This window comes from Pantoea sp. X-Soil-TKNS-1207 (assembly GCF_059730485.1).
The window spans coordinates 2,323,781-2,337,605 of the sequence record NZ_AP035958.1 but is presented as its reverse complement, the minus strand read 5'-3'; the positions used below and the strand labels follow the sequence as shown (position 1 = coordinate 2,337,605).

The 13,825-nt window shown below is 58.4% G+C and carries 11 protein-coding genes; 3 read left to right on the top strand and 8 right to left on the bottom strand.

From position 1 onward, the window contains the following. Positions 1-24: 24 nt before the first annotated feature. The gene (locus AC6I8V_RS10960) at positions 25-1,959 is read right to left on the bottom strand and encodes an exoribonuclease II (RefSeq protein WP_497842295.1); all 1,935 of its coding nucleotides are present in this window, start codon (positions 1,957-1,959) and stop codon (positions 25-27) included. Positions 1,960-2,083: 124 nt separating this feature from the next. Further along, positions 2,084-4,390, bottom strand: a complete 2,307-nt coding sequence (locus AC6I8V_RS10955; protein ID WP_497842294.1) for an FdhF/YdeP family oxidoreductase — start codon at positions 4,388-4,390, stop codon at positions 2,084-2,086. Positions 4,391-4,628: 238 nt separating this feature from the next. Between AC6I8V_RS10955 and AC6I8V_RS10950 the strand changes: the two genes are divergently transcribed. The 3 genes from AC6I8V_RS10950 to AC6I8V_RS10940 all read left to right on the top strand — a co-directional run bounded on the left by AC6I8V_RS10950 (position 4,629) and on the right by AC6I8V_RS10940 (position 7,941). Continuing rightward, on the top strand, positions 4,629-6,218 hold the full coding sequence (locus AC6I8V_RS10950) for a PTS transporter subunit EIIC (RefSeq protein ID WP_497842293.1): 1,590 nt from the start codon (positions 4,629-4,631) through the stop codon (positions 6,216-6,218). 91 nt (positions 6,219-6,309) lie between these two features. Beyond that, complete coding sequence (locus AC6I8V_RS10945; protein ID WP_497845820.1) at positions 6,310-7,029, top strand: YoaK family protein; 720 nt, start codon at positions 6,310-6,312, stop codon at positions 7,027-7,029. A gap of 15 nt (positions 7,030-7,044) precedes the next feature. Continuing rightward, the gene (locus AC6I8V_RS10940) at positions 7,045-7,941 is read left to right on the top strand and encodes a LysR family transcriptional regulator (protein WP_497842292.1); all 897 of its coding nucleotides are present in this window, start codon (positions 7,045-7,047) and stop codon (positions 7,939-7,941) included. Here AC6I8V_RS10940 and AC6I8V_RS10935 read toward each other — a convergent pair. From AC6I8V_RS10935 to sapB, 6 genes are all read right to left on the bottom strand, one after another. After that, positions 7,938-9,050: a carboxymuconolactone decarboxylase family protein gene (locus tag AC6I8V_RS10935; RefSeq protein ID WP_497842291.1), complete on the bottom strand. Its 1,113-nt coding sequence runs from the start codon at positions 9,048-9,050 to the stop codon at positions 7,938-7,940. The genes AC6I8V_RS10940 and AC6I8V_RS10935 overlap by 4 nt on opposite strands. Before the next feature lie 199 nt (positions 9,051-9,249). Further along, a complete protein-coding gene (gene fabI, locus AC6I8V_RS10930) occupies positions 9,250-10,038 on the bottom strand; it encodes an enoyl-ACP reductase FabI (RefSeq protein ID WP_013509224.1) in 789 nt (262 codons plus the stop codon). 141 nt (positions 10,039-10,179) lie between these two features. Beyond that, positions 10,180-10,983 (bottom strand): putrescine export ABC transporter ATP-binding protein SapF, encoded by an 804-nt coding sequence (gene sapF, locus AC6I8V_RS10925; protein WP_497842290.1) that lies wholly within the window; start codon positions 10,981-10,983, stop codon positions 10,180-10,182. Between the two features lie 2 nt (positions 10,984-10,985). Beyond that, a complete protein-coding gene (sapD, locus tag AC6I8V_RS10920) occupies positions 10,986-11,981 on the bottom strand; it encodes a putrescine export ABC transporter ATP-binding protein SapD (RefSeq protein WP_497842289.1) in 996 nt (331 codons plus the stop codon). Next, complete coding sequence (gene sapC / locus AC6I8V_RS10915) at positions 11,981-12,871, bottom strand: putrescine export ABC transporter permease SapC (RefSeq protein WP_497842288.1); 891 nt, start codon at positions 12,869-12,871, stop codon at positions 11,981-11,983. Before sapC ends, sapD begins: the two co-directional genes overlap by 1 nt. Continuing rightward, on the bottom strand, positions 12,858-13,823 hold the full coding sequence (sapB, locus tag AC6I8V_RS10910; protein WP_497842287.1) for a putrescine export ABC transporter permease SapB: 966 nt from the start codon (positions 13,821-13,823) through the stop codon (positions 12,858-12,860). Before sapB ends, sapC begins: the two co-directional genes overlap by 14 nt. Between the last annotated feature and the right edge of the window lie 2 nt (positions 13,824-13,825).

Sequence of the window (13,825 nt, the reverse complement as noted above, 5' to 3'; positions counted from 1 at the left end):
CTGTTATCCCGCCTATTTTCAGGCTCAGGCGGCGGGACGCGCCACCACGCTGCGGGTTTCCATACGCACTTCGGCGATGGTCACGTCGATCACATCGGTGACGCGATAGGCGACTTCACCTTTGATCTGCACGGTACCACTCTCCTGCGAGCACACCAGCTCATCACGCACCGCGTGGATGAACGGGGCCGGGATAAAGGCGACCGCGCCATTTTCCAGCAGACGCACGCGCATACCGCCACGCGACACGTCGATGATCTCAGCGCTGAACTTACGATCGCTACCGGCGAACGGTGCGAGGAAGCGGGCGTACAGCCAGTCACCCACATCGCGCTCGGCCATGCGGTTCAGGCGGCGACGCTCACCCATAATCACGGTCAGCTCATCCTGCGGACGGCCAATCTTTTCGCCACGGATAATCGCTTTCAGCAGACGATGGTTGATCATATCGCCGAATTTACGAATCGGTGATGTCCAGGTCGCGTAGGCTTCCAGGCCCAGACCAAAGTGCGGGCCCGGCTCGGTGCTGATCTCAGCAAAGGACTGGAAACGACGGATACGGCTGTCGAGGTACTGAGTCGGCTGGGCATCCAGCTCACGACGCAGCTGGCGGAAGCCGTCCAGCGTGGTGATGGCCTGCGGGTCCACGGTGATACCGTGACCGGCCAGCACGCCAGCCGCCTGTTCGGCGTTGGCAAGATCAAAACCGGTGTGCAGGTTGTAGATACCGAAGCCCAGTTTCTGTTGCAGCTCCTGCGCGGCGCAGACGTTTGCCAGAATCATCGCTTCTTCGACGATGCGGTTGGCGATGCGGCGCGGCTCGGCAATGATATCCAGCACTTCGCCTTTCTCACCCAGCACAAAACGGTAGTCAGGGCGATCTTTAAACACCAGCGCATGGGTCTGACGCCACTCGCTGCGCGCCAGGCACAGGCGATGCAGCAGACGGATCTGCTGGGCAATGGCGTCGCTGGACGGCTGCCAGCTGCCGCTGTTTTCCAGCCAGTCAGAAACCTCGTCATACGCCAGCTTGGCTTTGGATTCGATCCATGCTGCGAAGAAATGAATGTCGTCGGCCAGGCTGCCATCTTTCAGCACGGTCACGCGGCACACCAGCGCCGGGCGACGTACGTTCGGGCGCAGTGAGCAGACATCGTCTGACAGTTCACGCGGCAGCATCGGGATGTTAAAGCCCGGCAGGTAGTTGGTGAAGGCGCGTTTGGCGGCCAGTTTGTCCAGCGCGCTGCCTTCCGGCACATAAGCGGTAGGGTCGGCAATGGCGATGGTCAGACGCAGGTCGCCTTCGGGGGTCTCTTCTGCGTACAGCGCATCGTCCATATCTTCGGTGCTGGCGCTGTCGATGGTGACGAAATCCAGCGCGGTGAGGTCTTCACGTTGCAGATGTTCATCGATCATCTCGCCAAAACCGACTTCAGGGGCTTCGCGCTCCAGATTGTGGCGCGACAGCGTCACCCACCACGGCGCCAGATGGTCGTCGGCGGTGGTGATAAATTCAGTCAGCTCAGCATAAAAACCACGATCGCCTTTCAGCGGATGGCGACGCATTTCGGCTACCGCCCAGTCACCGGCCTGGAAATCGTGGGTCAGACCACGTACGGCACGACACTGGATGGCATCTTTCAGCAGCGGATGATCGGGCACGATAGACAGGCGATCATCTTTTTTCTGCACGCGGCCGACAAAACGCGTCAGGAACGGCTCGACCAGGCTTTCCGGCTCGGCGCTCTCGCGATCTTTATCGGTGTGAATCACAGCAACGACGCGGTCGCCGTGCATCACTTTTTTCATCTGCGGCGGCGGAATGAAGTAGCTTTTCTGGGCATCGACTTCCAGAAAGCCAAAACCTTTTTCCGTGGCTTTCACCACACCTTCTGCGCGCGGCGTCTGCGCGTGGAGCTTCTCTTTCAGCTGCGCGAGCAGCGGGTTATCCTGGAACATAATTTATTTAGTTTCGTGGCCTAAGAGCGGCTGACAGTTTTACGCGAATCATGCCCGCGCGGCAAGGCCAAAACAGGGTAAAAAGCCGCTTGACGCGGCTTTTTACCTTCTGATAACCCTGAGATCAGGCAATACGTTGGGTGGGTATGGCGGCGGTTAACGCCAGCTTTACCGGCACCGATTTTGAGGTCGGCGTACCGCTGCCATCGCCATAACTGGAGAGTGGTACCAGCGGGTTGGTTTCCGGGTAGTAAGCCGCCAGGTTGCCCCGGGGAATATTATAGGGCACCAGTTTAAAACCGCTGACGCGGCGGGTAAGTCCGTCGTTCCACAGGGTTTCGATATCCACCAGCTGACCTTCGCTGAAGCCCAGCGCCTGCATATCGTCCGGGTGGATAAACACTACCTCGCGCTGGCCATAGACGCCGCGGTAACGGTCATCGAGGCCGTAAATGGTGGTGTTGTACTGATCGTGGGAACGCAGGGTTTGCAGCGTAAACGGCACCTCCACATCACCCAGCTGCGGGAACAGCGAGGTGGGCAGGGCGGCGTTGCTGAACTCGGCCTTCTGCGACGGCGTATTGAAACGCAGCTCCGCCGCGGCGTTACCGAGGTAGAAACCGCCGGGGATATCGCATTTGGTGTTGAAGTCTGCAAAGCCGGGGATAGTGGCAGCGATATGATCGCGGATCAGATGGTAATCAGCTGCCATCCCCAGCCAGTCGATTTTGTCGCTGCCGAGGGTGGCATGGGCAATACCCGCGACAATCGCGGTTTCCGAACGCTGCGTGTCCGCCAGCGGAATGCCTACCCCTTCAGAGGCGTGCACCATGCTGAAGGAGTCTTCCACGGTAATAAACTGGTTGCCGGTGGCCTGACGATCGCGCTCGGTGCGGCCAAGGGTGGGCAGGATCAAGCCTTCGTGACCCGGTACCAGGTGGCTGCGATTAAGTTTGGTGCTGATGTGCACCGTCAATCCGCAACGTTGCAGCGCTTCTTCGGTCAGCGGAGAGTCCGGTGCCGCCGCCGCCAGGTTACCGCCCAGCGCAATCAGCACCTTCACTTCATCGCGCAGCATGGCGTTAAGGGCTTCAACGGTGTTGTGGCCGTGTTCGCGTGGCGGCTCAAAAGCGAAATGTTTGCCCAGCGCATCGAGGAAGGGTTTATTGGGCTTCTCGTCGATGCCCATGGTGCGGTTGCCCTGCACGTTGCTGTGGCCGCGTACCGGGCACAGGCCCGCGCCTTTTTTGCCCAGCTGACCAAACAGCAGCTGAAGATTGGTGATTTCGCGTACCGTATCGACCGAATGTTTGTGCTGCGTAATGCCCATCGCCCAGGTACAAATCACGCGATCGGCGCTCTGATAAATCGCTGCCGCCTCGCGGATCTGCGCTTCGCTCAGGCCCGACTGACGCACTATCTCATCCCAGCGGGTGTTATCCACCGCCGCCAGATAATCTTCCACGCCCTGGGTCGCCGCATTGATAAAGGCCTGATCAAACAGCCCCGGTTCACCGGCAGCCAGGCGGGCGCGATGGGTCTCCAGCAGGGTTTTCACCATGCCGCGAATGGCTGCCATGTCGCCGCCGAGATTGGGCTGGTAATAGGCCGAGCTGATGGTACCGGCCATCGACGTCACCACTTCCAGCGGTTTTTGCGGATCGGCAAAACGTTCCAGCCCGCGTTCGCGCAGGGTGTTGAAGGTCACGATTTTCGCGCCGTGATCGGCGGCATGACGCAGGCTATGCAGCATACGCGGATGGTTAGTGCCGGGATTCTGGCCGAAGACAAAGATCGCATCGGCATGATCAAAATCGTCGAGACGGATGGTGCCTTTGCCGACGCCGATGCTGCGTTTCAGGCCGGTGCCGCTGGCTTCGTGGCACATATTGGAGCAGTCCGGGAAGTTGTTGGTGCCCATCACACGGCCAAATAGCTGATACAGCCAGGACGCTTCGTTGCTGGCGCGGCCGGAGGTGTACAGCTCCATCTGGTCGGGATTATCCATCGCCTTTAAATGACGGGCGATCAGGGCGAGAGCGTCGTCCCAGCTAATCGGTTCGTAATGGTCGGTCGCGCGGTTGTAGCGCAGCGGATGGGTGAGGCGACCCTGATATTCCAGGAAATAGTCGCTTTGCTGGTACAGGGTGCTGACGCTGTGCTGGGCGAAGAACGCCGGTTCCACCACGCGCCGGGTGGCTTCCCAGGTCACCGCTTTGGCCCCGTTTTCGCAGAAGCTGAAGGTGCTTTTATTGTCGTCGCCCCAGGCGCAGCCGGGGCAGTCGAAGCCGCGCGCCTTGTTCATACGCAGCAGGTTACGCAGGTTTTTCAGGGTGGCTTTACTGTCGATGACAAAGCGGGTGGTTGCTTCCAAAGAACCCCATCCACCGGCAGCAGCGCGGTAGGGCTGAATTTTACGTTTAAATTTCATAGTAAATGCAGGCTTATTGTTTAGTAGTTGTTATCAGGTTATGACGGGCTGTTGAGGGAAAGTGTGCGACTGACAGCAAAAGTTGTCTAATTGATTGACTTAATGGTGCGATAGCTGGCGTTTATCGCGCAAAGCGTGAGCCAGTTCAAACTTTTCCGGCCGCCGCTGCCGCGTGGTTACGTAGCATCCCGCTAACTGGCTAATAATTGTACTTTCAATTATTGGAAGGGCCTGAACCATGAAGAATCTGGCAAGCCAAATTCACGCCTTCGGTAAAGCCTTGATGATGCCCATCTCGGTCATTGCCGCCGCCGGGATTTTCCTCGGTCTCGCCGCTGCGATGCAGAACCCGGCGATCACCGGCGACGCCTTCGCCCATATGCAGGTGCCTCAGCTGATCATCGGTTTTATCCGTAAAGTGGCGGGGGCATTGTTTGCTAACCTGCCGGTGTTCTTTGCCGTCGCCAGCGCCATTGGTCTGGCAAAAGCCGAAAAGCCCACTGCGGCCTTTGCCGCCGTGATTGGCTATATCGCCATGAACGTGGGGATCAGCGCTACGCTCGGGGCGAAAGGATTAACCGCGGTCACCACCACGCCAGAAGCCCTGCAACAGGCGGGTATGGACCAGACCACTGCCATGATGACCTCGGCGGAATACATCGAGATGCTCGGCATCTTCACCTATAACATGAGCGTGCTCGGCGGGGTGATTGCCGGGCTGATCACCGTGGCGCTGCATAACCGTTTCTATACCCAACAGCTGCCCACCGCCATCAGCTTTTTCGGCGGACGCCGTTTTGTGCCGATCGTCACCGTGGTGGTGCTGCCGCTGGTGGGCGTGTTGCTGGCACTGATCTGGCCGACCATCGGTTCCGGTATCGCCTGGGTGGGACAGATGATCGGCAAAAGCGGCCAGTACGGGGCGTTTCTGCTCGGTGCCTGCGAACGTCTGCTGATCCCAACCGGTTTACACCATATTCTCAATGAAACCGTGCGTTTCACGCCGATTGGCGGCATGGCGACGGTTGATGGACAGACCATTGTCGGTGCGCTGAATATCTTCAATACGTCGCTCACCAATCCGGGCGCGATCCCCGACGACACGGTGCGGACTGCCACGCAGTTCCTTGCCCAGGGCAAAATCCCGGTGATGATGTTTGGTCTGCCGGCGGCGGCGCTGGCGATTTACCACACCGCGCGCCCGGAACATAAGCAGCGCGTCAAGGCGTTGATGATGGCGGGCGCGCTGACCTCCTTTACCACTGGTATCACCGAACCGCTGGAGTTCTGCTTTATCTTCGTCTCGCCGGTGCTGTACGTGATGCATGCGCTGCTGACCGGTCTGTCATTTATGCTGATGTCGATGCTGCATCTGATGATTGGCAACGTGCAGGGCGGGGCCATCGACCTGGTGGTATTCGGCATTCTCGGCGGCAGCAAAACTCACTGGTGGTGGACGCTCGCGCTTGGGGTGATCTACGCGCCGATTTATTACTACGGCTTCCGCTTTGTCATCACCCGAATGCGGGTGGAAACGCCGGGGCGCGAATCCGAAGAGGAGCAGCCACCTGAGCGGGTGTCCGCCGATGAGCGCACCAAAGTGATCATCAGCGGGCTGGGCGGCGAGGCCAATATAGAGGATGTCGATTGCTGCTTTACCCGCCTGCGGGTGCGCGTCAAAGAGATGAACGAAGTGGTCGATCAGACGTTAATGACCACCGGCGCCAATGGCGTCAATCGCGTCAGTGATCACGATGTCCAGGTGATCTACGGCCCGCAGGTGGAGAAGATCGCCAACGAGGTGAAAACGGCGCTTGGCGTAGCCTGACGGGAAAAATGGTCGCAGGCGCATGGAAGCGCTTGAGAATATTCAGCGCTGGCAGGATGATAACCGGGTTTCGGATGGTCAGAGAGATACCATGCTGGTTAGCACTGAGAGTTCCAGAACCTATAATACTGACCGTCGCCTCGCCTGTACGCTGGCGGCGGTGGCGGGCGCACTGAACACCGCGGCGTTTGAAACCGTTGGGTTTTTCTCAGCCAATATGACCGGCAACGTTTCTTTGCTGTCGGACCATCTGGCGAAGCTCAACCTGCATATCGGATTGTTTTTCCTGGTGATTATCCTGCTGTTTATCGCCGGATCGTCATTCTCCACGCTGATCATCAATGCCGGTCGCCGCCGCGAAATTCGCGGTATCTATGCCATCAATATTTTTATCGAAGGCATCGCCTTGCTGGTGCTTGGGGTGCTGGAAAGCTGGTTTCCCAATGGCGACTCCGGTGTTCAGCTGATCCTCAGCCTGAGTTTTTTGCTCGGATTGCAAAATGCCGTGGTGACGCGCATTTCTAATGCCAGGGTCAGAACCACCCATGTATCGGGTACCTCAACCGATATCGGCATCGAACTGGCGATGTTATTCGATGTGCTGCGGCGCAAAGAATCGCCCAAAGATGCACCTTTATATATTGAACGCCTCAAACTGCATCTGTTTACCGTGCTGGCGTTTCTCGGCGGCGGCGTGGTGGGTATCGTGCTGTTAAAAGCCATCAGCTTTAAATTGTTATTAATGATTGGCCTGATGCTGACGATGATGTCTCTGGCTGCACTGCGGCGTGCGCATCAGTCGCCGCTGTGAATTTTGTGAAAATATATGGACATCAAACAGTTAATCTATTTATGCAATCTTGAGCGCGAACGCCACTTTGGCCGTGCAGCCGAGGCCAGCTTTGTCAGCCAGCCAACGCTGTCGATGCGTCTGAAAAATCTGGAGCGTGAGCTGGGCCTGTCGCTGATCAACCGCAGCAATAACTTTGACGGCTTTACGCCGGAGGGAGAGCGGGTACTGGCGTGGGCGCGCGAAATCGTTTCGGTTTATCAGGGATTGAAGCTGGAAGTGGAATCGCTTAAGCACGGCGTGAATGGCACCCTGCGCCTCGGCGTGATGCCGCAGTGCAGCGTAGCCCTCCCGGCGTTGCTGAAAGCGGTGGAGGCGCGTTATCCGCAGCTCGACTATCGCGTATCGGCGATGAGCGCCGATCAACTGCTCGACGCCCTGAACAGCCATACGGTGGACGGCGGTATCGGCTTTTTTGAACTGAACGCGCTGCGTGAACTCCATTTCCAGACCGCGCTGCTGAAGGATCGCGGCGTGGAGGCGCTATTCAATCCGGATGCGTTTCCCGCATTGCTGGAATATCCCTCGCTCGACCTGGCACAACTTGCCAGCCAGCCGCTATGCCTTGCGGAACCCACCCGTTATTTCCGTCGCTATCTCGATAGCCAGCTGCGCGCGGCAGGCCTGATGCCTCGGGTTATTGTTGAAAGCGCCTCGATTATGCAGCTGCTGCAAAGCGCGCAGGTAGGATTGGGGGTGATGGTCGCGCCGTGCGGTCATTTATTGCCGGACATGCTGCAAAATCTGCAACGGCGACCGATTGAGATTGCGCCGATGGGACGTCAGGCGGCGCTGGTGATTGCCGAGCCGGGCAGGGCGACGCCGCTGGCTCAGCACTTCTTCGATGAGGCGCAACGGCACCTGCCGGATTAACGTGGTTCGCCCAGCGCCATCAGCAGGCGATCCTGCCAGTTAGCCAGCGCGACTGCCTGGAGCAGGGTAAAGATCCTTTCTGACCCCCAACCCGCATTAAGTAACGGTTGCAGATGCGCCGCACTGAAACGTTCTGGCTGTCGGGTAAGCTGCGCGCTCAGCGTAATCAGCGGGTCGTCGCTGTCCACATCGGTTAACAGCGCGTCGCGCCATGCCCCGGCGTGCCGCGCGAACTGGCGCTGGCAGCCGAGAATACGGGCGCTCACCGCCTGAACGCGTCCCTCATCTTCGGTGAAATGTTCGCTTAATCGCTGTTGCAACGTCGCCCAGCCATACAGCGCCTGGGCATCATGGACCAGCAACCATATCGCGTCGTCCAGTCCATCCAGTCCCTGACAGAACGTGACGGCCGCCAGCTGTTCGGCGGTGGCGTAACGCAGCTCAACCGGTTTGAGCGCATGTTGCCAGTCGGACGGATGCTGGAACAGCGCAGCGCTGGCATCCGGCGGCGGCGATACCCCCGGTATCCAGCGTACCGGCAGGCCAATCATCGCCTGCAACGCCGCCACCACACGCGCCTGGTAGCTGACAAACCCCACCAGTTGATTCAGGGTGACGATATCCGGCTCGGTCAGCCCCACCGCATCCAGCGCGCTGATGCTGTTATGGGTAATCAGCGACGGCTGCATTGCCAGCTGGCGGGCGTATTGGGTGATTTGCGTCAGCCGGTTATTGCTTTCGCGCGATGAATCGGGGCCGGGCAGCGGGTTGAGCCGGGCGGCGTAGTGGTTGCATAAACGCTGCACCCCGGCGACCTGCGCCACCGTCAGCGCGGTGCTGAGACGATCATATAACGTCAGGGTGTGCGTCAGCGTCGGCGTCAGCGCATCGGGGAACAGAATCTGACTCAGATCGCGGGCCGCCAGCAATACCGGCTGAAAACGATTCAACAGCGGCTGCAAGGCGGTGGCTTCCTGTTGCAGACCCAGCAGGAAACGGTCGTCGATATGGGCAGCTTCGGGCACCAGCGGTGCCGCCGCGCTGTGCTGCGGTCGGGTCTGGCTTTCGTAAAACCACTGGTCATGGCCTGGAGAACGGCGTTGTTCCATGGTCATTCCTTTCGCAAAAAACGGACTCGGTGTCGGTCGCCACAATCTGAAAAGCGGGTGCGCACCGAAGGGCTAGCTTATCGTCGCCGAAGGGCTGTCCGGGGCAAAAGAATGATCGGTGATAATTAATAGCAAGTGGGTATAAGGGCGGGAAAAGCAGCAGAATTGAAAAGGGCGAGCCAGGCTCGCCCTCAGGAACTTATTTCAGTTCCAGCTCGTTCATCGCGGCAATGCTGAAGCCGCCATCAACGTGTACCACTTCACCAGTGATACCACCAGCCAGATCGGAGCACAGGAAGGCCGCAGAGTTACCCACGTCTTCAATGGTCACGGTACGGCGAATCGGGGTAACCGCTTCGCAGTGGGCCAGCATTTTACGGAAATCTTTGATGCCTGACGCGGCCAGCGTACGGATCGGACCGGCAGACACGGCGTTAACACGCACGCCTTCCGGACCCATGGCGTTCGCCATATAACGAACGTTGGCTTCCAGCGACGCTTTAGCCAGACCCATAACGTTGTAGTTCGGGATCGCGCGCTCAGCACCCAGGTAAGACAGGGTCAGCAGCGCTGAGTTCGGGTTGAGCATCGCGCGGCACTCTTTCGCCATCGCTACAAAGCTGTAGGCACTGATGTCGTGAGCGATTTTGAAGCCTTCGCGGGTAACGGCGTTTACGTAGTCGCCATCCAGCTGGTCGCCAGGGGCGAAACCGATGGAGTGAACGAAACCGTCAAATTTCGGCCAGGTTTTTGCCAGTTCGGTGAACAGTGCAGTGATGCTCTCGTCTTCCGCCACATCGCACGGCAGAACAATGTCTGAACCCAAATCTTTAGCAAACTCTTCCACACGACCTTTCAGTTTGTCGTTCTGGTAGGTGAAAGCCAGCTCTGCGCCCTGTTTGTGCATCGCCTGTGCAATACCGTAGGCGATGGAAAGTTTACTGGCAACGCCAGTAATCAGAATGCGCTTACCGGAAAGAAAACCCATAGCTGTAATCCTTATGGTCATTGTTGTTGGCGGTCGCAATGGTTAAAAAGTGAGCGACCGACGTTAATCGACGTGCGGATTCTAGCACGTCTCTGTCAAATGCGGTAAATCGCGCCGCGTTTTCCGCGACACGGTGAACAATCAGACATCACGTCGCCAGGCTTCGGCCGTCAGGGCTTCACCAAAGTGGCTGGCGATCAGCCGTTTGGTGAGTTCATGCAGCGGCGAAGCCAGCACATCGGCGGTACCACCGCGCTCCACCACCTCGCCCTGATGCATCACCAGCACCTGGTCGCTGATGTGCTTCATCATGCCAATGTGCTGCGTCACATAAATATAGGCGATGCCATGCTTCTCTTGCAGCTCCAGCATCAGATTGACCAGTTGCGATCGCATGGTCATATCCAGCGAAGCCAGCGCTTCATCCGCCACAATCACCTTGGGTTGCAGGATCAGCGCACGCGCCAGCGCCAGGCGTTGTTTCTGCCCCGGAGCCAGCATATGCGGATAGTAACCGGCATGGTCTCGCAGCAATCCCACCTGGCGCAGGGTGGCGATAATGCGTTTCTCGCGCTCCGCGTCGTCCAGTTCGGTGTTCAGCCGCAGCGGGAAATCCAGGATCTGGCTGACGCGCTGACGCGGATTTAGCGAAGTGGACGGGTCCTGGAAAATCATGCGAATACGCTGGCTACGATAGCCGTAGTCACCATATTCCAGCGGATGATCGTCAATCAGGATTTGCCCTTCGGTGGGCGGCACCATGCCGCTCAGCATCTTCGCCAGCGTCGATTTGCCGGAGCCATTTTCCCCAATAATCGCCAGCGTCTGTTTCTCGCGCAGGGTAAAACTCACTTCCTTCACCGCTTCCACATGCTGGCGACGAAACAGCCCGGTGCGATAGCGGAAGGTTTTACTCAGGTTGCGCACCTCAAGTAACGTTTCCATGTTTACTGGCCCTCCATATTCAACGGGAAGTGGCAGGCAAACAGGTGCGATTTGTTGCCGTTGAGGCGCGGCGTTTCAATACATTTGCGCTGCGCATAGGGGCAGCGCGGACCAAGGCGGCAACCAATCGGCAGATGTTCCAGCGACGGAATGGCACCGGACAGGGTATTCAGGCGGCTTTTATGCGGCAGCGCACTGCCGAAATCCGGCATCGCGCGAATCAACGCCTGAGTATAAGGATGATGCGGCGTACCCATCAAATCCTCGCTCTGCGCCGTCTCCACTGTCTGGCCGCAATACATCACGTTGATACGATCCGCCCACTGGCTCATGGTGCGTAAATCATGGCTGATCAACAAAATGGTGGTGTTGTTGTTCTGATTGAGGCGGCTGAGCAGACGGAAAATCTGCGCCTGGGTGGTCGGCTCCATGGCGTTGGTTGGCTCATCGGCAATCAGCAAACGCGGCTGGTTAGCCAGCGCGATGGCGATCATCACTTTCTGGCATTCGCCTTCGGTCAGCTCGTAAGGGAAGCTGCCCATGATGTCCTTATGATCTTTGATGCCGACGCGGTGCAGCAGCTCAATGGCGCGCGTTTTGCGCCAGAACCAGAAACGCTGATACCAGCGGCCTTTAAAGGTCCAGCGCGGAATGGCCTGCATCAGCTGGCGGCCGATACTTTCAGACGGATCGAGACAGGATTGCGGCTCCTGGAAAATCATCGACACGTTATGACCGACGATGCGGCGACGTTCACGCGGCGACAGGCGCAGCAGATCGATATCGTCAAAACGCATACGGTCGGCGGTGACGCGCCAGTTATCTTTGGTCACGCCACAGATGGCTTTCGCCACCAGGCTTTTACCGGAGCCGGATTCGCCCACCAGGCCGCGTACTTCGCCTTCGGTCAGCGTCAGGTTGATACGGTCAACCGCTTTTACCGGGCCGTCCGGCGTCATAAATTCGATGGCCAGATTGCGGATATCGAGTAACGGCATTATTCAGCTCCCGCTTCTACGGCGCGACGAATGCCGTCGCCCAGCAGGTTAACAGTCAACACACTCACCATCAGCGCCGCACCCGGCAGCATCACTGTCCAGGGCGCAACGTAAATCAGTTCCAGCGAGTCACCCAGCATCGCGCCCCATTCGGGCGAAGGCAGCTGTGCGCCAAGATCGAGAAAACCGAGCGCGGCGATATCGAGGATCGCCATCGACAGCGCGCGGGTAAATTCACCCACCAGCAACGGCAGCACATTCGGCAGGACGGCGTTCCACAGAATATTCAGGTTACGCGCGCCATCAAGGCGCAGCGCCACCACGTACTCTTTTTCCATCTCGTCATGCACGGCGGTATAGATTTCACGTACCAGACGCGGTATCAGCGCCAGCCAGACTGCCAGCATCGCGTGTTCGAGGCGTGGCCCGAGGAACGCCACCACGATAATCGCCAGCAACAGCGACGGAATCGACAGCAGGGTATCCAGTACGTGATTCATCACCGCCGAACGCAGGCCGTGGGTAATGCCCGCCAGCACGCCAAGCAGCAGGGCGCAGATGGCGGCGAAAACCGTAACGAGGATGGCCGATCCCACCGTGGGGGCGACGCCGCTCAGCAGGCGGCTCAGCACATCGCGGCCGAGGTCATCCGTCCCCAGAAAGAACGAGACATCCCCGTAGCGCGACCAGGAGGGCGGCAGCAGCTGATAACCGAGGAACTGTTGGTCAATGCCGTAGGGAGCCAGCAGACCGCCAAACAGGCACAGGAACAGCAGCGCCGCGAAGCCGTAAAAGCCCACCATGCCGCTGGTGTCGTGATAAAGCCGCTGCCAGCACAGACGGAAAGCCCCAGGCTGCCGCTTTTCGGCATAAATATTATCGTAGGGCATACCATTCCTTATGTTTCAGCGGATTAAGCGCCGCACCGACAATATCTGACAGCACGTTAACCAGGATCACCAGTCCACCCACCACCATCACGCCGGCGGAAATTGCCGCATAATCCTGCTGACGAATCGCGTTGATCAACCAGCGTCCCAGCCCCGGCCAGTTAAACACCACTTCGGTAATCATCGCCAGCGTCAGCATGGTGGAGAACTGCAAACCGAGACGCGGGATCACCGGCGGCAGCGCGTTGTGCAACACATGACGGCGGATAATGGTAAAGCGCGACAGCCCTCGGGTAGCCGCTGCTTTGACGTAGTTTTTATCCATCACCTCGCTGGTGCTGCTGCGCAGCAGGCGAATCACTTCGGTGGTCGGGGCTACCGCCAGCACGATCACCGGTAAAATCATATGGGTGATGGCGCTGATCAGCATCTCGTGCCGCCAGGGTGAATGGCTCAGCCAGGCGTCCACCAGGGCAAAACCGGTGACGTTCTGCACCGGATAAAGCAGATCAAAACGGCCGGAAACCGGCAGCCAGCCCAGGGTTAACGAGAAGAAGAGGGTAAACAGCAGCGCCAGCCAGAACACCGGCATAGAGAAGCCAAGCAGCGCCAGCGCGCTAATCGCTTTGTCCTGCCATTTATTTCGCAAAACCCCGGCACAGATGCCGAGCGGAATGCCGACCATCAGCGCCAGCATAAAGGCGAGGATGCACAGCTCCAGCGTGGCAGGGAACACCTCGCGCAGCTGGCTATCAATCGGCAGGCCGTTGGTGCTGGAAACACCGAAATCAAACTGCAACAGGCCTTTAAACCAGAACCACCAGGCATCGAACAGCGAAGCCCCTTCCAGCGGCGCATTCGGGGTGAAGTAGCTCAGGCTGAAGCTCACCAGCGACAGCAAAAACAGCGTGATAATCAGCAGCAGCAGGCGACGCAATATATAGATGATCATGC

What these genes read in the sequence shown, in the direction of transcription:
- AC6I8V_RS10950 (WP_497842293.1), top strand. Translation starts at nt 4,629, where the DNA reads ATGAAGAATCTGGCAAGCCAAATTCACGCCTTCGGTAAAGCCTTGATG.
- sapD (WP_497842289.1), bottom strand. Translation starts at nt 11,981, where the DNA reads ATGCCGTTACTCGATATCCGCAATCTGGCCATCGAATTTATGACGCCG.
- sapF (WP_497842290.1), bottom strand. Translation starts at nt 10,983, where the DNA reads ATGGAAACGTTACTTGAGGTGCGCAACCTGAGTAAAACCTTCCGCTAT.
- AC6I8V_RS10955 (WP_497842294.1), bottom strand. Translation starts at nt 4,390, where the DNA reads ATGAAATTTAAACGTAAAATTCAGCCCTACCGCGCTGCTGCCGGTGGA.
- sapC (WP_497842288.1), bottom strand. Translation starts at nt 12,871, where the DNA reads ATGCCCTACGATAATATTTATGCCGAAAAGCGGCAGCCTGGGGCTTTC.
- AC6I8V_RS10945 (WP_497845820.1), top strand. Translation starts at nt 6,310, where the DNA reads ATGCTGGTTAGCACTGAGAGTTCCAGAACCTATAATACTGACCGTCGC.
- AC6I8V_RS10935 (WP_497842291.1), bottom strand. Translation starts at nt 9,050, where the DNA reads ATGGAACAACGCCGTTCTCCAGGCCATGACCAGTGGTTTTACGAAAGC.
- AC6I8V_RS10940 (WP_497842292.1), top strand. Translation starts at nt 7,045, where the DNA reads ATGGACATCAAACAGTTAATCTATTTATGCAATCTTGAGCGCGAACGC.
- AC6I8V_RS10960 (WP_497842295.1), bottom strand. Translation starts at nt 1,959, where the DNA reads ATGTTCCAGGATAACCCGCTGCTCGCGCAGCTGAAAGAGAAGCTCCAC.
- sapB (WP_497842287.1), bottom strand. Translation starts at nt 13,823, where the DNA reads ATGATCATCTATATATTGCGTCGCCTGCTGCTGCTGATTATCACGCTG.
- fabI (WP_013509224.1), bottom strand. Translation starts at nt 10,038, where the DNA reads ATGGGTTTTCTTTCCGGTAAGCGCATTCTGATTACTGGCGTTGCCAGT.